Annotated in this window: 14 protein-coding genes; 5 read left to right on the forward strand and 9 right to left on the reverse strand. The window is 72.2% G+C overall.

The annotated features are described in order from the left end of the window. Positions 1-87 precede the first annotated feature (87 nt). The 3 genes from ACZ6RT_RS25780 to ACZ6RT_RS25790 all read right to left on the reverse strand — a co-directional run bounded on the left by ACZ6RT_RS25780 (position 88) and on the right by ACZ6RT_RS25790 (position 6,484). Entirely contained in the window at positions 88-4,965 is a 4,878-nt protein-coding gene (locus ACZ6RT_RS25780; RefSeq protein WP_470156658.1) for an NAD-glutamate dehydrogenase, read from the reverse strand. Between the two features lie 773 nt (positions 4,966-5,738). After that, on the reverse strand, positions 5,739-5,942 hold the full coding sequence (locus ACZ6RT_RS25785) for a zf-HC2 domain-containing protein (RefSeq protein ID WP_470156660.1): 204 nt from the start codon (positions 5,940-5,942) through the stop codon (positions 5,739-5,741). Beyond that, positions 5,942-6,484: a sigma-70 family RNA polymerase sigma factor gene (locus ACZ6RT_RS25790; RefSeq protein ID WP_470156662.1), complete on the reverse strand. Its 543-nt coding sequence runs from the start codon at positions 6,482-6,484 to the stop codon at positions 5,942-5,944. The genes ACZ6RT_RS25785 and ACZ6RT_RS25790 overlap by 1 nt, the downstream gene beginning before the upstream one ends. Before the next feature lie 307 nt (positions 6,485-6,791). On the opposite strand from ACZ6RT_RS25790, the gene ACZ6RT_RS25795 reads away from it, so the two are divergent. The 5 genes from ACZ6RT_RS25795 (at position 6,792) to ACZ6RT_RS25815 (ending at position 13,286) form a co-directional block, all read left to right on the forward strand. Further along, positions 6,792-7,469 carry a DUF4142 domain-containing protein gene (locus tag ACZ6RT_RS25795; protein WP_470156664.1) on the forward strand — a complete coding sequence of 226 codons (678 nt, stop codon included), beginning with the start codon at positions 6,792-6,794 and terminating at the stop codon, positions 7,467-7,469. A 5-nt stretch (positions 7,470-7,474) separates the two neighbouring features. After that, entirely contained in the window at positions 7,475-8,968 is a 1,494-nt protein-coding gene (locus ACZ6RT_RS25800; protein ID WP_470156666.1) for a DUF1996 domain-containing protein, read from the forward strand. Between the two features lie 140 nt (positions 8,969-9,108). Then, positions 9,109-9,930, forward strand: a complete 822-nt coding sequence (locus tag ACZ6RT_RS25805) for a hypothetical protein (protein ID WP_399186014.1) — start codon at positions 9,109-9,111, stop codon at positions 9,928-9,930. Positions 9,931-9,979: 49 nt separating this feature from the next. Then, entirely contained in the window at positions 9,980-11,545 is a 1,566-nt protein-coding gene (locus ACZ6RT_RS25810) for an NADH-ubiquinone oxidoreductase-F iron-sulfur binding region domain-containing protein (protein ID WP_470156668.1), read from the forward strand. Between the two features lie 178 nt (positions 11,546-11,723). Further along, entirely contained in the window at positions 11,724-13,286 is a 1,563-nt protein-coding gene (locus tag ACZ6RT_RS25815; protein ID WP_470156670.1) for an FAD-binding oxidoreductase, read from the forward strand. A 34-nt stretch (positions 13,287-13,320) separates the two neighbouring features. Here ACZ6RT_RS25815 and ACZ6RT_RS25820 read toward each other — a convergent pair whose 3' ends face one another. From ACZ6RT_RS25820 to ACZ6RT_RS25845, 6 genes are all read right to left on the reverse strand, one after another. After that, a complete protein-coding gene (locus tag ACZ6RT_RS25820; RefSeq protein WP_470156672.1) occupies positions 13,321-15,273 on the reverse strand; it encodes an acetoacetate--CoA ligase in 1,953 nt (650 codons plus the stop codon). A 100-nt stretch (positions 15,274-15,373) separates the two neighbouring features. Further along, entirely contained in the window at positions 15,374-16,108 is a 735-nt protein-coding gene (locus ACZ6RT_RS25825) for an HAD family hydrolase (protein WP_470156709.1), read from the reverse strand. A gap of 217 nt (positions 16,109-16,325) precedes the next feature. Then, entirely contained in the window at positions 16,326-16,958 is a 633-nt protein-coding gene (locus ACZ6RT_RS25830) for an HAD family hydrolase (protein ID WP_399186010.1), read from the reverse strand. Positions 16,959-16,997: 39 nt separating this feature from the next. After that, positions 16,998-17,504 carry a DUF6912 family protein gene (locus ACZ6RT_RS25835; protein WP_399186009.1) on the reverse strand — a complete coding sequence of 169 codons (507 nt, stop codon included), beginning with the start codon at positions 17,502-17,504 and terminating at the stop codon, positions 16,998-17,000. Between the two features lie 239 nt (positions 17,505-17,743). Next, positions 17,744-18,388 (reverse strand): HAD family hydrolase, encoded by a 645-nt coding sequence (locus tag ACZ6RT_RS25840; protein WP_470156675.1) that lies wholly within the window; start codon positions 18,386-18,388, stop codon positions 17,744-17,746. A gap of 617 nt (positions 18,389-19,005) precedes the next feature. Continuing rightward, a partial coding sequence (locus ACZ6RT_RS25845; protein ID WP_470156676.1) for a hypothetical protein occupies positions 19,006-19,942 on the reverse strand: 937 nt, incomplete at its 5' end.

A 19,942-nucleotide genomic window follows, 5' to 3' on the forward strand; every position in this document is an offset into this window, starting at 1 on the left:
CACCCAGCCCCCCCCCCCCCCCCCCCCCCCCCCCCCCCCCCCCCCCCCGCCCCCCGCCCCCCCCCCCCCCCGGGCCCGCCGGTGCCGTCAGGCCCCGGCGTGCGGCAGGTTGATGGTGGCCACCAGGGTGCGGATCGCACGCAGCGCCACCGACAGGGTCGCCAGGTCGAAGGTGTCGCTCTCCCAGATCTCCGACAGGGTCTGCCGGGCCCGCGCGACCGCCGCCGAGTTGGCCTCGGTCCAGCGCGCCAGGCGCTCCTCCGGCGACAGCCCCGGCGTGCTGTGCGTCACGACGTCGTGGGTGAGCGCCGCGTGCGCGGCGTACAGGTCGTCGCGGAGCGCGGCCCGCGCCATCGAGTTCCAGCGGCTGTCCCTGGGCAGCGCGACCACCCGCTCGCGCAGCCGGGCCAGCTGGAGCCGGTCGGCGAGGTCGAAGTAGACCTCGGCGACGTCGTGCACCGGGCGGCCGGTCCGCGAGGCCACCTCGACCAGGTCGAACGTGGAGTAGGCGGGCACCATCGCGGCCACCCGCTCGGCCAGGTCCGCCGGGACGCCCCGGGCGACGAAGCCGTCGCGCCGCTCCTCGAACGCCGACAGGTCCGACCCGGTCAGCAGCTTGGGCAGGTGCGGCAGCAGGCCGTTCATGCCCTTGGCGAAGAAGCCGACGGTGGAGGCCAGGTCCAGCGGCGGGCGCCGGTTGCCCAGCAGCCACCGGGTGCCCCGCTCGACGAGCTTGCGCGCCTCTAGCTCCATCGCGATCTGCGTGGCGGTGTCGACCCTGTTGTCCAGCTCCTCGATCCGGCGCCACAGGCTCGGCATGTCGAAGACCTCGCGGGTGACCAGGTAGGCGCGGGCGATGTCCGGGCTGGAGGCCCCGCTCTCCTCGCCCAGCCGGAACATGAAGGTGGTCCCGCTGGAGTTGACCAGGTCGTTCACCACGCCGGTGGTGATGATCTCCCTGCGCAGCGGGTGGGAGTCCATGTAGGTGCGCAGCCGGTCGCGCAGCGCCGAGGGGAAGTAGGAGACCAGCCAGGAGGCCAGGTAGGGGTCGTCGGGCAGGTCCGAGGCGAGGATCTCGGCGTCGGTGACCAGCTTGGTGTAGGCCAGCAGCACCGAGAACTCCGGCGCGGTCAGCCCGAGCCGGGCCTGGCGCCGCTCGGCGAGCATCTTGTCCGACGGCAGGGCCTCCAGCTCCCGGTTGAGCAGCCCGGCCCGCTCCAGCCTGCGCAGCTGGCGGGCGTGGATGTGCAGCATCTCGGGGGCCTGGGCGCGGGCCGCGGCCAGCACCACGTTCTGGTCGTAGTTGTCGCGCAGGACGAGCCCGGCCACCTCGTCGGTCATGTCGAGGAAGAGCTGGTTGCGCTCGGAGTCGGTGAGCTCGCCGTCGCGGACCGCCCGGTCCAGCAGGATCTTGATGTTCACCTCGTGGTCGGAGGTGTCCACCCCGGCGGAGTTGTCGATGAAGTCGGTGTTGACCAGCCCGCCGCCCCGCGCGAACTCGATCCTGGCCGGCTGGGTGAAGCCCAGGTTGCCGCCCTCGCCGATCACCTTGCAGCGCAGCTCGGCCGCGGTGATCCGCAGGCCGTCGTTGGCCTTGTCGCCGACGTCGGCGTTGGACTCGGTGGAGGCGCGGACGTAGGTGCCGATGCCGCCGTTCCACAGCAGGTCGACCGGGGCCCGCAGGATCGCGCTGATCAGGTCGGCCGGGGCCAGCGACGTCACCTCGCCGTCGATGCCGAGCGCGGCGCGCATCTGCGGCGAGACCGGGATCGACTTGGCCGTACGGGGCCAGACGCCGCCGCCCGCGGAGATGAGCGAGGCGTCGTAGTCCGCCCAGGAACTGCGCGGCAGCGCGAACAGCCGGGAACGCTCGGCGTGGCCGCGGGCGGCGTCGGGGTCGGGGTCGACGAAGACGTGCCGGTGGTCGAAGGCGGCGACCAGCCGGATGTGCTCCGACAGCAGCATGCCGTTGCCGAACACGTCTCCGGACATGTCGCCGATGCCGGCCACGGTGAAGTCGGTGGTCTGCACGTCCACGCCGATCGTGCGGAAGTGGTACTTGACCGACTCCCAGGCACCCCGCGCGGTGATGCCCATGGCCTTGTGGTCGTAGCCGATCGAACCGCCCGAGGCGAAGGCGTCGCCGAGCCAGAAGCCGTACTCCTTGGCCACGCCGTTGGCGATGTCGGAGAACGTCGCGGTGCCCTTGTCGGCGGCGACCACCAGGTAGGTGTCGTCCTCGTCGTGCCTGACCACGTCGGCGGGCGGGACCACCGCGCCGTCGACGAGGTTGTCGGTGATGTCGAGCAGGCCGCAGATGAACATCCGGTAGCAGGCGATGCCCTCGACCAGCACGTCCTCGCGCGAGCCGGACCTGGGCGGGTTCTTCACCACGAAGCCGCCCTTGGAGCCGGTGGGGACGATGACGGTGTTCTTCACCATCTGCGCCTTCACCAGCCCGAGCACCTCGGTGCGGAAGTCCTCCATCCGGTCCGACCAGCGCAGCCCGCCGCGCGCGACCTTGCCGAAGCGCAGGTGCACGCCCTCGACCCGGGGCGAGTAGACGAACACCTCGAACCTCGGCCGGGGCAGCGGCAGCGCGCTGATCGACGGCGAGTCGAACTTCAGGCTGACGTACGGCTTGCGGGCGCCGTCGGCCGTCTGGAAGTAGTTGGTCCGGAGCGTGGCCCCGATCATCTCCACGTAGGTCCGCAGGATCCGGTCCTCGTCCAGGGAGGCCACGTCGTCCAGGGCGGCGAGGATCTCCTCGCGCAGCGCCTCGGCCAGGTCCGCGCGGACCTCGGCCGGGCGGCGGGGGTTGAGCCTGGCGTCGAACAGCCGGACCAGCAGGCGGGCGATCCGCACGTTGCCGGTCAGCACCCGCTCGATGTACTCCTGGCTGAACGCGGTGCCGGCCTGGCGCAGGTACCTGGCGTAGACCCGCAGGATCTCGGCCTGCTCCCAGGTCAGCCCGGCGGCCAGGACGAGCCCGTTGAAGCCGTCGCTCTCCACCCGCCCGGCCCACAGGGCGCCGAACGCGTCCTGGAAGAGCCGCTTGAACTCGTCCCTGTCCACCTCGGGCGAGGGCGTGTGGCGCAGGCCGAAGTCGTAGATCCAGGCGTCCTTGGTGGCCGGGTCGTTGTCCCGGTCGATCGCGTACGGCCGCTCGTCGACCACCTCCACGCCCATCCGCTGCAGCAGCGGCAGCACGTGCGACAGGGAGACCGGCGCGCCGATGCGGTAGACCTTGAAGCGGCGGTCCCCCTCGGAGGCGTCGTAGGGCTCGTACAGGTTCATCCCGATCTCGTCGCCGGAGGCGGCCAGCTCCTCCAGGCGGCGCAGGTCGGCGACCGCGGTCCGGGGCGGGAAGTCGGCCTTGTAGCCCTCGGGGAAGGCCGCGGCGTAGCGGCGGGTCAGCGCGGGCGCGTCCTGCTCGGGGCAGAGCTCGGCGATCGCGGTGGCCAGGTCGTCCTCCCAGGACTTCGTGGCCTCGGCCAGCCTGGCCTCCAGCTCCTCGACGTTCACCGCGTCCAGTGCCAGCGGCCTGCCGCGCTCGCCGCGCACCACCACGTGCAGCCTGGCCAGGGCCGACTCGCCGATCATGGCGCTGTAGTCGAAGGAGGTGCCGCCCAGTGCCCGGAGCAGGATCTCCTGCATCTTGAGGCGGATCTTGGTGGTGTAGCGGTCGCGCGGCAGGTAGACCAGGCAGGAGATGTAACGGCCGTAGTCGTCCGGGCGCAGGAAGAGCTTGACCTGCTTGCGCTCGCGGAGCCGCAGGACGCCCAGCGCGATCGGCAGCAGCTGCTCCACCGAGGTCTGGAAGAGCTCGTCGCGGGGGAAGGTCTCCAGGATCTCGATGAGGTCCTTGCCGTCGTGGCTGTCGGCGTCCAGGCCGGCGAGCACGAGCACCTCGGCCAGCTTGCGCCGCAGCACCGGCACCCGCGAGATGGACTCGTTGTAGGCCACGTGGGTGAACAGGCCCAGGAAGCGCCGCTCGCCGACGACCTCGCCGGAGGCGTCGAAGAGCTTCACGCCGACGTAGTCGAGGTAGGCCGGGCGGTGGACGGTGGCGCGGGTGTTGGCCTTGGTGATGATCAGCATCTGCTGTTTCTCGCGGGCCTTGGCGCGCAGCTCCGGCGGGAGCGCGGCGAAGCTTCCGGAGTCGGTGCTGTCGTGGCGGAGGATGCCCAGCCCGGTCCCGGGCAGCGGGTGCAGCCTGTCGCCGCCCTCGCTCTCCTCCAGGCGGTACTCGCGGTAGCCGAGGAAGGTGAAGTGCCCGTCGGCCAGCCAGCGCATCAGCTCCAGGCTGTCCTCCACGCCCGCCGGGTCCAGGGGCGGCGGGTGGGCCTCGACGTCCTCGGCGGTGCGCAGCGCGATGGCCCGCATCTTGGTGAAGTCCTCGACGGCGTTGCGCACGTCCTCCAGGACGCGCTGCAGGTCGGTCTCGATCCGCCTGAGGACCTCGGGGTCGGACTGCCTGTCGATCTCCAGGCGCATCCAGGACTCGGCGAGCACCTGCCCGGTGACGTCCTGCCGGTCGCCGTCCAGCAGCGTGCCGGTCATGTCCCTGCGCACCCGCATCTGCGGGTGGACGACCAGGTGGACGGCGATGCCGTGGCGGTCGAGCTCCATCGTCACCGAGTCGACGAGGAAGGGCATGTCGTCGGTGACGATCTCCACCACGGAGATGTCGGCGTCGCGGCCGTGCTCGCCCGGCTCCGGCGTGGAGGCGCGCACCAGGGCGCGTCCCTGGGGGCGCGTCGCGGCGAGCCGCCGCTGGGCCAGCGCCGGCCCGTACACCTCGGCCGGCTCGCGGCCGAGCAGGTCCTCCGGGGCGACATGCCGGTAGTAGCGCCGCAGGAAGGCGAGCACCTCCTCCACGCTCGCGTGGTCGCTGCCCGGGGTGCGCGCGCACGTCTCGGCGGCACTCCTCAGCAGCTCGTCCTTGGCCTCGTCGAGCGGCATGTCGCTCTCACTCCTTTGTGAGGGATTTTGCATGTTCTGATGGGAATCCATGACCGGACTCATGGTGCCCGTCCCGGAGAAGGTGATGCCGTCGCGCGCATCGGGCGGGCCGCGACGTCCACGTCGGGCCGCGTGTCGGACGTGCCGAACGCTTCCGGCGTTCCTGATTCATCTGGTGTTTCCGGACTTTCGAGCCCTGCCGGCCTCGTGAGCCCTGCCGGGTTCTCAAGACCTGTGGGCCTCGTGAGCCCTGCCGGGTTCCCAAGCCCTGCGGGCCTGTTGAGCCCTGCCGGCCCGTCGAGCCTTGCCGGGCCGCCGGGCGTTCCCGGATCTTCGGGCACCGGGACGCGGGGCGCCCGGTGCGGGGTGACCGCTCCGTCGTGGAGGGCCGGCGGGTTCACGGCCGGCCGCCGCGGTTCGTCGTCGGAAACGTCGGTAACGTCGGAAAGGTAGGAAACGCGGGAAACGCGGGAAACACGGTTCGTGGCCACGGCCTGCGGAGAACGGCGGGTCCTCCGGTCGGACAGGGCCGGTCCCTCCCGCGAGACCGCGGTACGGCGATCATCCCACAGGGTCGGTCCGGAGAGGTCGTGGCGCAGCCGGGCGAGTCCGGTCTCGCCCGCGGCCTGTCGCCCGGCGGGCCGGACCTCGCGGTCCGTGCTCCGCCCATCGGGCATGGCCCGCGGCACGGCACCTCCAGTGGCCGTCAGTCCCGGTCCTCGTTGACCGGAATGCACCACCGTCCCTGATACCACCCGAAAACCAATGAAACGTCAATGTGACGTCCGGTCGTCGTCCCGCGAGTTGGAGCGGTCCCGTCGCAGTGCGTCGAGCGGGCCGGGAACCTCGCTCAGCTCCCGGAGCTCGATCTGGCACTCCTCGCACTCCATGAGATGGCGTTCGAAGGCCTCGTGGTCCTCGTCGTCGAGCACACCGAGGGCGTACGCCGCCACGTCATGATGCGGGGAGGGCAACATCAGCTCGCGACACCTCTCTCCTTCAGGACCTTGCGGAGAGCTCGGATCCCGTAGTAGAGCCGAGACTTGACCGTACCCGGCGGAATTCCGAGGATCTCCGCCGCTTCGTTAATCGTACGGTCCTGTAGGTACGTCTGCTCGATGACTTCGCGGTGTTCTGGTGACAATTCACGGAGCGCCTCGGCGACGATCATCGCCTCGAGCGCGCGATCCGCCCCGTCGGGGACCGGTACGGCGTTGGCGTCGGCCGGTTCGACCTCCTGTGGTCTCGTCCCTCGCCTGCGACGACCGTCGATGACGATACGGCGGGCGACGGTGAGGAGCCAGGCCCACAACAGGCCGGGCTCTCGTTGCAACCTCCCTGCGTTACGCCAGGCGCGGACGAGCGTCTCCTGGACGACGTCCTCCGCCCACTGCAGGTCGTTGCCTGTGGCCTTGCGAACATGCCGGAGCAGTGGGACACCGAACTCCCGGTACAAGTCCTCTACCAGGACGACATCGGTGTCCGTGCTCTCGAAACGACTGTCGAGTTGACGACGCACGGGCACATCTTTACACCTTCGTTATGCGTCACGTCTGCAACTCGCACAACTCCAGTCATTTCTAACTATCTCATCACTTCCTGTGAACCACCCCGGCGAGCGCCGCGTACCTCCCACCAAGTGCGCCCGCACCGGCGGGCCTCGGGGAAAGGAAACGGCATGGCAGAGCGGCACATCCCGTGGCCGGTCGGACCCGTCCTCCTCCTTGCGCGTTCGGCCCGGCCCGGGCGGAACGGCACGTCGGCCACCACGCCGGACGCCGGGACGGCCCCGGTGACGGCCGTCATCTGAGAGCGGAAGCCGGGTCATGTTCAGATCACTGTTCCGCCGCTTCAAGAACGGCGAACCCCTGCTGTTCGGGGTCTTCATCGCGGTCGCCGCGGTGGCGGTCGTCCTGATCACGCCGCCCGGCGGCTCCCCCTCCCTGGCTACCGAGGGCTGGACCCAGACCCCGCAGGGGCCCCTGGGTCCGGCCGACCGCGATCTGCTGATCAAGGTCAGGCAGGCCGGGCTCTGGGAGATCCCCAGCGGCCAGCAGGCCCAGCAGCGGGCCGCGAGCAAACGGGTCAAGGAGGTGGGCATGCACCTGATGACCGACCACCTCAAGCTCGACGAGGAGGTGCGCGCCCTCGCCGCCAAGCTGAACGTGACGCTGCCCAGCCAGGCCAGCGCCGACCAGCAGAAGTGGATGGCGCAACTCGCGGCCGTCCCGGCCGGCGCCGAGTACGACCTGCTCTTCGCCGACCTGCTGCGCAAGGCCCACGGAAAGGTCTTCACGGTGGTCGCCGCGGTACGCGCCGGCACCCGCAACGACCTGGTCCGGGCATTCGCCCAGCGGGCCGTGGATGTGGTCATGAAGCACATGACCCTGCTGGAGAGCACCGGGCTCGTCGACTACTCGGCCCTGCCCGAGCCCCCGGTGCCCTCGCCGCCGCCGCCCGTCGCGGCCGCTCTCGACACACCTGTGAGGAGAGAACACGCTTGAAACGCATGAAACGCTCGCTCGTCTCCCTGTCGGCGCTGGCACTCGCCGCCGGCACGCTCACCACCGTCACGTTCACGGTGGCGAGCACGCCCCCCGCCTACGGTGACCACTGCGACCCCGCCGAGCAGGCCCAGAACCAGCAGAACCGGCAGAACCGCCAGGGGCAGCAGGACGCGCCGGCCGAGAACCCGCCCGCGCAGCAGGACCAGAACCAGCCACCTCAGGACCAGCAGGGCCAGAACCAGCAGGGCCAGGACCAGCAGGGCCAGGACCAGGAGCAGGCGCCCCCCGCGCAGGACCCCCCTGCCGAGAACCCGCCGGCCCAGGACCGGCCCGCGCAGGACCAGCAGGGCCAGGACCAGCAGGGGGCCGACGTGCCTCCCCCGGCCGGAGCCGCCGTCCCGGCGTCCCCCACCGAGCCGCCCGCCCCCGAACCGGACGGCGACCAGCAGGGCCAGGGCCAGGACCAGGACCAGGACCAGCAGGGCGTGCAGGAGCAGGACCAGCGCCGGAACCAGGACACCTCCCGCCGTCGGCCCACGAGGTCGCCGAGCCCGGCCCCCACCGACGCACCGCCCGCCGAGACGCCCGCCCCCACCGAGAGCCCCGCGCCGGGCGGGGACGAGGAGGAGTGCGCCGACCTCGGCCCGTTCCCCGAGGACTTCATCGACATCCGGCAGGTCCAGCGCAACGTCCAGGAGCCCCGGACGCGGCGCGGCGGCTCGCGCGGCACCTTCACCTCCCGCTGCGGCACGAACGGCAACGGCCACCGCAACCCCGACAACTTCATCGTGGCCCCCGGCGTCAGCAACGGCGCCCACCACATCCACGACTACGTCGGCAACCTGTCGACCGACGCGTTCAGCACCGACCAGTCGCTCGCGGCCGCGGGCACCACGTGCGCCTTCGGGGACCGCTCGACGTACTTCTGGCCGGTCCTGCGCGACCGCACCTCCGACGCCAACGCCGACGACCCCGACGGCAACGTGGGCACCATCATGCGGGCCCGTCAGGTGAACCTGCAGTTCCGCGGCAACCCGGTCTCCAGGGTGACCGCCATGCCGCGCTTCATCAGGATCCTCACCGGTGACGCCAAGGCCGCCACGAACGGCGGCGCCAACGCCCTGGCCAAGTGGAGCTGCACCGGCTTCACCGACCGGATCACCACCAAGTACCCGCTCTGCCCCCGCGGCAGCCAGCTCGTGCGGATCCTGGACTTCCCCAGCTGCTGGGACGGCCAGAACAACGACAGCGCCAACCACCGCACGCACGTGCTCTTCCCCGACGCGGGCGGCAACTGCCCGTCCGGCACCCGGGCGATCCCGCAGCTGCGGATGACCCTGGTCTACTCCACGCCGCGCACCCCGTCCTTCGCGCTGGACGCCTTCCCCGAGCAGCGCCACAATCCCGTCACCGACCACGCCGACTTCGCGAACGTGATGCCCGAGCGGCTCATGAGGTTCGCAGTCGACTGCATCAACCGGGGCCGTCGCTGCTGACGCCCCCGCCCGGGACCGCCGCTCCCCGTCCTCGCGCCTCTTCCACGATCCCGCGAGGACGGGGAGCGGCATCCGCGGTATGGGGGTCCTTCCCCTTGCACGTACACGCCGTCGAGCCGCTTCGCAGACAGGAGCAATAGGTGGGTAACAGACGGACTCCGCGACACACCCGGTCGGAGGCCGGAATACGCCTCGACGAGAGGCCCTCCAGGATCGGTCTCGGTGTCGCGATCACGGTCTCCGTGGTCGGCCTTCTCATGCTCGGGCGGACCGCGCCCGGCATGCAGGCCGCCGCCACGGTCCGCGGAGTCTTCTCGTTCTTCTCGGGCGTGATCGCCCTGGTGTCGCTCACCACGACCGTGGCGCTCGGCCTGCTCTCGGCCGACCGGATCGTGCTTCCCGTCATCGGCAGGATCCGCTCCCAGCTCGCCCATCGGGCCGCGGCCATGCTCGGCATGGGTTTCCTCGCCCTGCACGTCATCATGAAGATCATCGAAAGCAGGACCTCTCTCGCGTCCGTCGTGCTGCCGCTGGGTGTGAGCGGCCAGAGCCTCTACGTCGGCTTCGGGGCCGTCGCCTCCGACCTGATGATCCTGGTCTTCCTCACCGGCGTCGCCCGGGCCAGGTTCGCCGACAACCGCAGGCCGTGGATGTGGCGGCTGCTGCACGGCTCGGCCTACCTGGCGTGGCCGCTGTCGGTGCTGCACGGCCTCACCGCGGGCCGCCGTCCCGCCGAGTGGGTGACCTGGAGCTACGTGGTCTGCCTGGTCGCGGTGGGAGCGGCCCTGCTGATCCGGGTGATCTCCGAGCTGCAGCCCAGGGAGATCCCGGTGCGCGAGGAGATCGTGGTGGAGCCGCCCGCCGTCGCGGAGCTGACCCCGCCCACGAGCATCGTCGGCCGTATCCCGCGCCAGGCGCGCGAGGACCCGCCGGAACTCCGTCGCGTCGGAGGCGTCGGGTGACGACCTCCCCCACGGCCGGACCCCAGCGTCTCTCCACCGGAGGTGTTCGATGATCACTTTGACCAAGAGGAACACGACGACCGTGACGCCCCTGACGGGGCTGACCGGCATGACGGGCCCGGCGGCCTCGGCCGCCTCGGCCGACCCGGCGCCGCCGATGATCCCCTACCGCGTCCCTCCCGTCCGGCAGCTCGGACCGGCCCGGCTGACGGCCGGGCTGGAGGACTGCCGCAGGATGGACCTGGCGGCCCACCGCGACATGCACGGCACCGCGCCGGCGATGAGCGGCGAGGACCTGGCCTCGCTGGCCGACGAGGTGGACATGCGCGGCCGGGGCGGCGCGGCGTTCCCCTTCGCCCGCAAGCTCCGCGCGGTGATGGGCAAGAAGGCCGACAAGATCGTCCTGGTCAACGCGGCCGAGGGCGAACCGGCGAGCAGCAAGGACACCATGCTGCTCACCCGGACCCCGCACCTGGTCATCGAGGGCGCCCTGCTCGCGGCGAACGCGATCGGCGCCAAGCAGGTGGTGATCGCCACCGTCGCGGGCGGCATGGGCCACGCGTCGGTGTCCGCCGCGGTCGAGGAGCGCGGCATCGGCCACCAGGTCCGGGTCGCGGGCATCGTCGAGCGGTTCATCTCCGGCGAGGGCGGCGCCCTGGTCCGGTCGGTGAACGGGCAGATCGGGGAGCCGCCGGGCCGCAAGGTCAGGGCCGTGGAGAGCGGTGTCAACGGCCTGCCCACGCTGCTGTCCAACGCCGAGACCTACGCCCAGCTCGCCGTCCTGGCCACCCTGGGCGCGGAGCGCTACGCCGACGTCGGCACCGCGCGCGAGCCCGGGACGGTCCTGCTCACCGTCGGCGGGTCGGCCAAGGCACCGGCCGTCGTCGAGGTCGCGACCGGCACCCCGCTGTACGCCGTCCTGGACGCCTGCAAGGCCACCACCGGCGACGGCGTGCTGGTCGGCGGGTACCACGGCGCGTGGCTGTCCGCGGACGCCGCGGCCGTGGCGACCGTCTCCCGCCAGGGCATCGCCGAGGCGGGCGGCCAGCTCGGCGCCGGGATCATCGTGCCGCTCGGCGGGGAGACCTGCCCGATCGGCGAGACGGTCAGGGTCGCCCGCTACCTGGCCGCGCAGTCCTCGGGCCAGTGCGGCCCGTGCCGCCTGGGCCTGCCGGACGTGGCGCAGTCGCTGGCCGAGGTCATGGCCGGGTCGGCCACGGCCCTGGACGAGCTGCGGGTCAGGGCGGCGGGGGTCAAGGGCAGGGGCGCCTGCTTCCACCCCGACGGGACCTCCCGGTTCGTGCTCTCGGCCCTGGACGCCTTCCCCGACGACATCGAGGAGCACCTGCTGCACGGCACCTGCGGGCGCCCGGTGCACGGGGTGCTCCCGCTGCCGCCGCAGGAGAACGAGCCGGAGGTGAGGCTGACCGTGGACTGGACCCGCTGCCAGGGCCACGGCCTGTGCGCCCAGCTCGCCCCCGACCTGGTCCACCTCGACGAGCACGGCTACCCGGTGTTCGGCCGGGACACCGTGCCCGCCCAGTTCCGGCGGATGGCGCGCAGGGCCGTCGAGATGTGCCCGGCGCTGGCGCTGCGCGTGGCACAGGGGGTGTGAACCACCCCCGCCGGGACGTCCGGACGCCCCGAAGGAAGCACCGGGATCACCCGCCGACCCGGGACGGCCGGGCGACCCGCCGGGGACATCGGGCGAAGGGTGATGCGAATGTGGCCAACCGGATCGGCGGATCGGTCGTCCTATCGAGCAGTTGACACGGACCCTCGGGGAGAACGACATGCGGATCCCTCCGGACAGGCGGGCGTTCCTGCGGACCGGCGGCCTGGCCGCCCTCGCCTTCGGCACCGGGCTCGGCACCTCGGGCACACCCGCCCCGGGCGCGGGCGGCACGTCCGGTGGAGCCGCCGGTCCGCATCGGGGAGCCGGCGGCACGCCCGGCCGCGCCTCGACGCGGACCGGCGGCGCGCCGCGGCCCGCGGACTGGCGGGCGCTGGCCGAAGGGCTGGAGGGCTCGCTCGTCCGGCCGGGCGACGCCACGTACGACAGGGCGCGGCGGCTGTTCAACCCCGCCTTCGACGCGGTACGGCCCGCGGGCGTCGCCTACTGCGCCGACCCGTCCGACGTCGCCGAGTGCGTCGGGTTCGCGCGGCGGCTGAACGTGCCGCTGGCCGTGCGGTCCGGCGGGCACTCCTACGCCGGCTGGTCCACCGGGACCGGCCTGGTCGTGGACGTCTCCCGGTTGAACACGGTGCGCCACGCCTCCGGACGGGCCACCGTCGGTGCGGGTGCCAGGCTCGTCGACGTCTACGACAGGCTGGCCGCGAGCGGGGTGAGCGTCCCCGCCGGGACCTGCGCCACGGTCGGGGTGAGCGGGCTGGCCCTGGGCGGCGGGATCGGGGTCGTCTCCAGGAGGTACGGCCTGACCTGTGACGTGATGGAGTCGGTCCGGATCGCCACCGCCGACGGGCGGCTGCTGACCTGCGACGCGGACCACCACCCCGACCTGTACTGGGCCTCGCGCGGCGGCGGGGGCGGCAACCTGGGGGTGGCCGTCTCCTTCGAGTTCCGCACCCACCCGGCCCGCGAGGTCACCGTGTTCTTCCTGCACTGGCCGTGGTCGAGGGCGGTCCGGGCGCTGCGCGCCTGGCAGGCGTGGGCGCCCTCGGCACCGGACGCGATGTGGTCGGGCATGCACCTCAGCCGCGACGGTGGCATGGACGTGCAGGTCGTCGGCCTCTACCTGGGCGGCAGGGACGGCTGCGAGCGGCTGCTCGACCGGCTGGCCGACGCGGCCGGCTCACCGTCGTCCAGTCTCGTCCGCCGGACCTCCTACCGGCAGGCCATGCTGACCATGGCGGGCTGCGGGTCGCTCTCGGTCAGCCAGTGCCACCTGGGCGGATCGCTGCCGGGGCAGACCCGGGGCGGGCGGCTGTCGCGGGACAGGTTCTCGGCCGCGTCGCACATGGCCTACCGGCCGCTCTCGGAGGGCGGGGCCAGGACGCTGGTCGCCCAGGTCGCCCGCGCCGGTGAGCACACCGTGCTGCTGGACGCCCTGGGCGGCGCCGTCGCCCGGGTCCGCCCCGACGCCACGGCCTTCCCGCACCGGGCCGCCCTCTACAGCGTGCAGTACTACGCCCACCGCGCCGGGGCCGCGACCTGGACCAGGACCGCGCGGGCGGCGATGCGGCCCCACTTCGGCGACCACGCCTACGTCAACTACGTCGACGCGGGCCTTTCCGGCTGGCGCTCGGCCTACTACGGGCCCAACGCCGCCCGCCTGGCCCGCGTCAAGGCCGCCTACGACCCCGGCCGCCTGTTCCGCCTGCCCCAGGGCATCTGACCGGGGCCCGGGGGCCGGGGTTCCCGGAAAGGGTTCACCCCTCGGACGGCAGGAAGTGCGACAGCACCTCGGGGTTGGCCATGGCGTCGAGGTTCGCGGCCTTCTCCGGGGGGACGCCGAGCAGGATCTTGCGGACGGGCACCTCCAGCTTCTTGCCGCTGAGGGTGCGCGGGATGCCGGGAACCTCGACGATCTCGTTCGGCACGTGGCGCGGGGAGAGCGCCTCCTTCAGTTCCCTGCGCAGGCGCAGGACGAGTTCGTCGCTCAGGACGGCGCCTTCGGTCATGGTCACGTACAGCAGCAGGCGCCCCTCCTGGCCGAGCTGCCCGGTGTCGATCACCAGGCTGTCGGCGATCTCCTCGAAGCGCTCGACCACGCGGTAGAACTCGCTGGTGCCCATCCGCACCCCGCCCCGGTTCAGGGTCGAGTCGGACCGGCCGTAGATGACGCAGCCCCCGTCGGGAAGGACCTTGATCCAGTCACCGTGCCGCCAGACGCCCGGATACTCGGAGAAGTAGCTGTCCCGGTAGCGCGACCCGTCGGGGTCGTTCCAGAACATCACCGGCATCGACGGCATCGGCAGGGTCAGCACCAGCTCGCCGACCTCCCCGACCACCGGCTTGCCCGACGGGTCGAAGGACTCGACCCTCGCCCCCAGGCAGCGGCAGGGGATCACGCCTGCCCGTACCGGGAGCAGCGGGACGGCTCCCACGAAACCGGTGCACACGTCGGTGCCCCCGGAGAACGAGCCGAGCTGGACCTCGGGGAGCGCGTCGTGCACCCACGCGAAGCCCTCGGGCGGCAGCGGCGAGCCCGTGGAGCCGAGCCCCCGCAGCCGGTCCAGGCCCGACGGCCGCAGACCGGCCTTCATGGACGCGATCATGTACGGTGCGCCCGTGCCGAAGTAGGTGACCCCCTCCTCCGCGGCCAGCCGCCAGAGCGCGTCGGTCCCCGGATGGGTCGCCGACCCGTCGTAGAGCACCACCGTCGAGCCGACCAGCAGGCCGCCGATGAGGTAGTTCCACATCATCCAGCCGGTGGTGGTGTACCAGAAGAAGACGTCGTCCTCGCCCAGGTCCTGGTGGAAGGAGAGGGCCTTGAGGTGTTCGAGCACCACGCCGCCGTGGCCGTGCACGATCGGCTTGGGCAGCCCGGTGGTGCCCGAGGAGTAGACGATCCAGAGCGGGTGACCGAACGGCACCGGCTCGAACGCGAGCGGCGCCGTGTCCGCGCGCAGCGCGGCCCAGTCCAGGGTACGGGTCCCGGAGCCGGCCTCCGGGACGTCGTCCGGGGGGGCGGGGGTGCTCGTGGACGGGACGCGTACCCGTGCCACCAGGGTGGGCAGCCGGGCGGCGATGTCCTCCACGACGGCGCCGCGGTCGTAGTGCCTGCCGTTGTAGTCGTAGCCGTCGACCGCGAGGAGCACCTTCGGCTCGATCTGGGTGAAGCGGTCGATCACGCTGGGCGCGCCGAAGTCGGGCGAGCAGGAGGACCAGATCGCCCCCAGGGAGGCGGTGGCCAGGAAGGCGACCAGGGTCTCGGGGATGTTCGGCAGGTAGGCCGCGACCCGGTCACCGCGCCCGACGCCCAGCGCGGCCAGGCCCGCGCGGACCCGCGCCACCTCCTCGGCCAGCTCGCCCAGGGTGAGCTCCCGCCGCCCGCCCGCCTCGTCACGGAAGATCACCGCGAGCCGTTCCGGCTCGGTCGCGGCCCTGCGCAGCGCGTTGGCCGCGTAGTTCAGCGTCGATCCGCCGAACCACTCCGCCCCGGGCATCTCCCCCGACAGGACCGGCCCGTGGCCGCGCTCCCCCACGACCTTGAAGTAGTCCCAGATCGACGTCCAGAACTCGGCCGGCGCCTCCACCGACCACAGCCACAGCGCCTCGTAGTCGGCGCTGCGGCCCAGCCATCGCATGTAGCGGGTGATCCTGGCGTTCTTCACGACCTCCGGGGACGGCTCCCAGAGCAGCGCACCTTCCTCAACCATGCCCCCATCCTCTCGGCGCCCCACCCGAATGTCATCCCCCGGGTCCACACAGCGCGCACCCGGAGCGTGTGGGAGGCCCACGTAGGAGAGTCCGGCCAGGTCAGCGGCCCGCGGGGAAACGGCCGGCGCCGCGGGCCGGAGAGGTGAGGCTCGCGACGGCGGCGACGACCTCGGAGGAGTTGGAGAGGTCGGGCAGGACCACGTCGGCCCCGGCCTCGTGCAGCTCGGCCGGGAGGGACCTGCCCGAGGCCACGCCGATCATCGAGGCCCCGGCGATCCTGGCCGCCTGGACGTCCCTGGCCGAGTCGCCGATCAGCACGGTGTTGCGCCCGTCGAAGACCGTCCCGTGCCGGCGACCGGCACGGCCCTGCGCGACCTGCAGCAGCGTGGCCTTGGGATAGACCTCCTCGCCGTAACCGCCGATCTCGATGTCGACGTACCTGTCGAGGCCGAACGCGGCCAGCTTGTGCGCGGCGTTGCTCTTGATCGTTCCGGTGAGCACCGACTGGACCACTCCGTCGAGCCTCGCCACCGCCTTGAGCGCGTCGCGGGCCCCGGCCATCATCCTGCCCTCCTCGGCCAGGCGCCTGCGCCGGGCTCCGAAGGCCGCGGCCAGCGCGTCGAGGAACCTGGGCAGGTGCTCGTCGCTCGCGACGATCCCGTTGATGGCGAGCATCTCGAAGACGATCTCCGAGTCCGGGCGGCCGTTGGGCTGGGTCAGCTTGACCAGGGGACGTCCGGTGACGGCACGGAACGCCTCCGCGTACGCCTCACGGGTGACGATGGAGACGTCCACCAGGGTGAGGTCGATGTTCCACAGAACGAGGCGGTTGATCGGGGGCCTCCCGGAGAGGATGCGGATGCCCAGGGTACGGCCCGGGGCGCCCGGCGACCGCCTCCGATGCTGAAACCATCCTGTTTCCGGATGTTTCCCGACACCGAGCGGGCACCGGTGGCGGCCGTACCGGTCCCGGGCCTCCCGGGACCGGGACCTGCGCCGGAGTCGGAGTCGGAGTCGGGGCCGGGGTCGGGACCAGGACCGGGGTATGTCGCTAGGCGTGGTCCAGGGCGTTCGCGAGGGTGTCGACGACCGGCACCCCGCAGGCCGCCAGGTCGGCCCGGCTGGTCATGCCACCGGTGTAGAGCACCGCCCGCGCGCCGACGTGCCGGGCGGCGTGCGCGTCGTCCAGGCTGTCACCGATCACCAGGACGTCGGCCGGGTCGACGCCGAGCGCGGCGAGGTGGGCCACCATCCACTCGGCCTTGTGCCCCCCGGGGACGCCGCGCAGGCCGTCGATCCGGGTGAAGTGGTGGTCGATGCCGAGTTCGGCGACCTTGGGGACCAGCCGCTCGTGCGCCCACATGGACAGCAGCGACTGCCGGCCCCCCGTGGCCTTCCAGGCGTCCAGGGTGGAGAGCGCGTCCTCGGCCAGTCCGCACTCCAGCATCAGCCGGTGGTAGTTGTCATGGAAGCCGAGGTCGAGCGCCTCCCACTCGCCCTCGCGGAGGGGACGCCCGAGCATGCGCTCGTAGGCGGCCCAGATCGGGCGCGTGTAGACGGCACGGAAGCGATCGGCGTCGTAGGAGCCCAGCCCGTACGGCTCGAACACCGCGTTCGTGGCACCGACGACAGCGTCGATGTCATGAAAAAGCGTGCCGTTCCAATCCCACACGATGTGTCTCATATGCCGTCAAGAATAGCCAAAGCCCCGGGAGGGGCGCGGTCAGCCGATCAGGTCGGGGATCTCCTGGGTGGCGTACCAGAGGAGCTCGTTGGCCTCGGCGCCGTCCACGGTGAACCGGGCGTCGTCGTCGCCGAGGTCGGCCGCGGGCAGCGCCGCGATGGCGGCCTCGACGTCCTTCACCGCCTCGGGCTCGTCCACGTGGACGGCGGCGATCCGCGCCGACGGCACCGCCGCGTCCAGCCGTACCCGGGCGCGCTCCTCCAGGTCCGCCCGGACGGTGACGTCGCCGTCCGGTACGTCGACGGCCACGACGACCCGCCGGGCGGCGACCTCGACCCCGTCCGCGCGGTCGGCCGCCAGCATCCGCAGCGAGGCCCTGGCCGCCTCGGTCAGGGCCACGTACTCCAGTTCCTCGGTGTCACCCGAGACGTACCACTCGATCAGCGCGGGGGTCACCGCGTAACCGGTCAGCGGGGCCGGGCCGAGCTCCCCCGCGGTGGCCACGCGGGCCAGCGCCGGGAGCGTGCACGGCAGGTAGACGCGCATCCATGCCTCGATCTGTCTCTCCCACGTCGGCGCCGGTTCGGCACCGATTCACCCATCGAGTGTGCCAGTACCGGCGAGTCCCGGTGATGACCGCCCGTGCGAACCGCTCGGCGCAGCGGGACCCGCGGTGACGACCGCCCTGGTGGACGGCTCGGCACGGCGGGATCCGCGGTGACGACCGCCCTGGTGGACGGCTCAGCGCAGCGGGATCCGCGGTGACGACCGCCCTGGTGGACGGCTCAGCGCAGCGGGATCCGGAGCAGGCGCTCCAGCTCGGCGATGGTGAGGTCGGGCTCGCGGTGGTGCACGCCGACGATGCCGAGCCGCCGGGCCGCCTCGATGTTCGTCTCGATGTCGTCGACGAACACGCACTCCTCACCGGCCAGGCCGAGCCTGCCGAGCGCGTGCTCGAAGATCCTCGCCTCGGGCTTGCGCATGCCGATCTCGCCGGAGATGACCACCTCGTCGAAGACGTCGTCCCAGCCCTCCCGGGGGTACTCGTTCGCCCAGGAGTTGGAGAGCAGGCAGGTCCGCAACCCGGCTGCGCGGACCGCGCGGAGCATCTCGTACATCGGCTCGACCCGGTGGAAGCGGGAGAACATCCGGGACAGCAGCCCCTCGGCCTCCGGCGGCACGCCGTCCGTGGTGACCAGCCTGTCGGCGAGGTGACGTTCGAAGTCCAGCCCGGACATCTCACCGCGCTCCAGCGCGTGGATCGCGTTCTCCCCGTTCTCCGAGCCCTCGTACGCGTGTGATATCAGCTCGCTCATCACCTGCCGGTAGTGGGTCGCGTCGAGCCTCTCGTCGACGATCCACTCCGCGACCGCCTGGGAGAGACCGACGGTCAGCACGCCACCCCAGTCGATCAGCACGCCCTTCAGCATCCGTCCTCCTCGATGGAACGGGTTTCAGAGTAGACGCGTCCCGCGGACCGGCCGAGCGCGGGGACGGCCTCCGCGTCCGCGCACCGTGACGCCGCGACGCGCCGCGACGCGTCGCGACGCGTCGTGACGGGGTCCGTCCGCGCGCGCAGTCCCATCACGAGTTCAAGCCGTATCTCTCCTGGAACGACACAAGAAGGGTGCGATTGACCGGAGATTCATCCCCTAACATCCGATTCAAGGACTGGTGCGAGTTTCGCGGCTCTAATACGAGGAAGATTATGAGAATGGCAGTCGTGCCATATAACCGCACGTAGAAGGCGTGATCAACCTCCTGCGGGCTCCATCCGCACCTTCCCTCGGTTCCCATGAGGAGGGATCATGGCAGTAACTCAGGCGAGTCGCTCCCGCGCCCGTACGGCGTCGAGACCGACCGCATCAGCCACCAATGCAACGACGGAACGGAAGCGCGACGGCAACTCGCTAACGCTCAAGCTTCCGATGCTGACCGTGCAGCTCCGACCCCCGAACGTCCGCATGCCACGTGTCGACACCCGGGGGGCGGCTCAGGCCACTGAAACCGCCACATCGTTCCTCCCTCCGGCCGAACGCATCGCCTACTACGGAGGGCTCGGCGCCCTCGCGGTGGTGGGACTGATCGAGTGGCCGGTGGCGGCCGCCATCGGGGTGGGGACGCTGATAGCCCAGCGCGCACGGGGAAGGGGCCGGTCCTCCGGCGCCTCCCGGGCCGCGAGCTCCATCGCGTCCGCCGCGCAGAGCATGAACCCGATCTCCGCGATGACCGGGTCCGGCTCCACGGGATCCGCGTCCCGCACCGGAGGGTCCGCCTCCCGCACCACCTCGCGCGGCACCGCCTCGCGGTCGTCCGGCGGCACGGCGTCCAGGACCTCACCGTCCACGGCGTCCCGCAGCACGACGAGCAGCGGCGGCAGCGCGAGCACCGGTTCCCGGACGAGCGGTTCGGCGTCCCGTACGACGGGGGCCGCCTCCCGCACCGGGGGTTCCACCTCCCGGGCGACGGGCACGGCCTCCCGTGCGAGCGGGACCACCCGGACGGCGGCTTCGGCCTCGGGCGGACGGAGCACCACCTCCCGCACGAGAAGCGGCACGTCCAAGACCACGGGGACCGCCTCCGGGAGCTCCACCACCCGCAGCCGGAGCACGGCGTCGCGTACCACGGGCACCACCCCGCGGACCCGCACGACCGCGTCCCGCACCACGGGCACCACGTCCCGGACCAGGACACCCGCCACCCGCGCCGCGGGCACCGCCTCAGGCGCGACCGGCACCACGTCCCGGACCAGGACGGCGGCCACCCGGGCCTCGGGCACCAGCCCGCGGACCCGCACCACCGCGTCCCGCACCACGGGCACCGCGTCCCGGACCAGGACGCCCGCCTCGCGCACCGCGGGCACCGCGTCCAAGACCACCGGTACCGCCACCCGCAGCCGGAGCACGGCGTCGCGTACCACGGGCACCACCCCGCGGACCCGCACGACCGCGTCCCGCACCACGGGCACCACGTCCCGGACCACA

Source organism: Streptosporangium sp. NPDC050148 (genome assembly GCF_055586505.1).

What these genes read in the sequence shown, in the direction of transcription:
- ACZ6RT_RS25815 (WP_470156670.1), top strand. Translation starts at nt 11,724, where the DNA reads ATGCGGATCCCTCCGGACAGGCGGGCGTTCCTGCGGACCGGCGGCCTG.
- ACZ6RT_RS25785 (WP_470156660.1), bottom strand. Translation starts at nt 5,942, where the DNA reads ATGTTGCCCTCCCCGCATCATGACGTGGCGGCGTACGCCCTCGGTGTG.
- ACZ6RT_RS25795 (WP_470156664.1), top strand. Translation starts at nt 6,792, where the DNA reads ATGTTCAGATCACTGTTCCGCCGCTTCAAGAACGGCGAACCCCTGCTG.
- ACZ6RT_RS25820 (WP_470156672.1), bottom strand. Translation starts at nt 15,273, where the DNA reads ATGGTTGAGGAAGGTGCGCTGCTCTGGGAGCCGTCCCCGGAGGTCGTG.
- ACZ6RT_RS25800 (WP_470156666.1), top strand. Translation starts at nt 7,475, where the DNA reads ATGAAACGCTCGCTCGTCTCCCTGTCGGCGCTGGCACTCGCCGCCGGC.
- ACZ6RT_RS25780 (WP_470156658.1), bottom strand. Translation starts at nt 4,965, where the DNA reads ATGCCGCTCGACGAGGCCAAGGACGAGCTGCTGAGGAGTGCCGCCGAG.
- ACZ6RT_RS25840 (WP_470156675.1), bottom strand. Translation starts at nt 18,388, where the DNA reads ATGCTGAAGGGCGTGCTGATCGACTGGGGTGGCGTGCTGACCGTCGGT.
- ACZ6RT_RS25830 (WP_399186010.1), bottom strand. Translation starts at nt 16,958, where the DNA reads ATGAGACACATCGTGTGGGATTGGAACGGCACGCTTTTTCATGACATC.
- ACZ6RT_RS25810 (WP_470156668.1), top strand. Translation starts at nt 9,980, where the DNA reads ATGATCACTTTGACCAAGAGGAACACGACGACCGTGACGCCCCTGACG.
- ACZ6RT_RS25835 (WP_399186009.1), bottom strand. Translation starts at nt 17,504, where the DNA reads ATGCGCGTCTACCTGCCGTGCACGCTCCCGGCGCTGGCCCGCGTGGCC.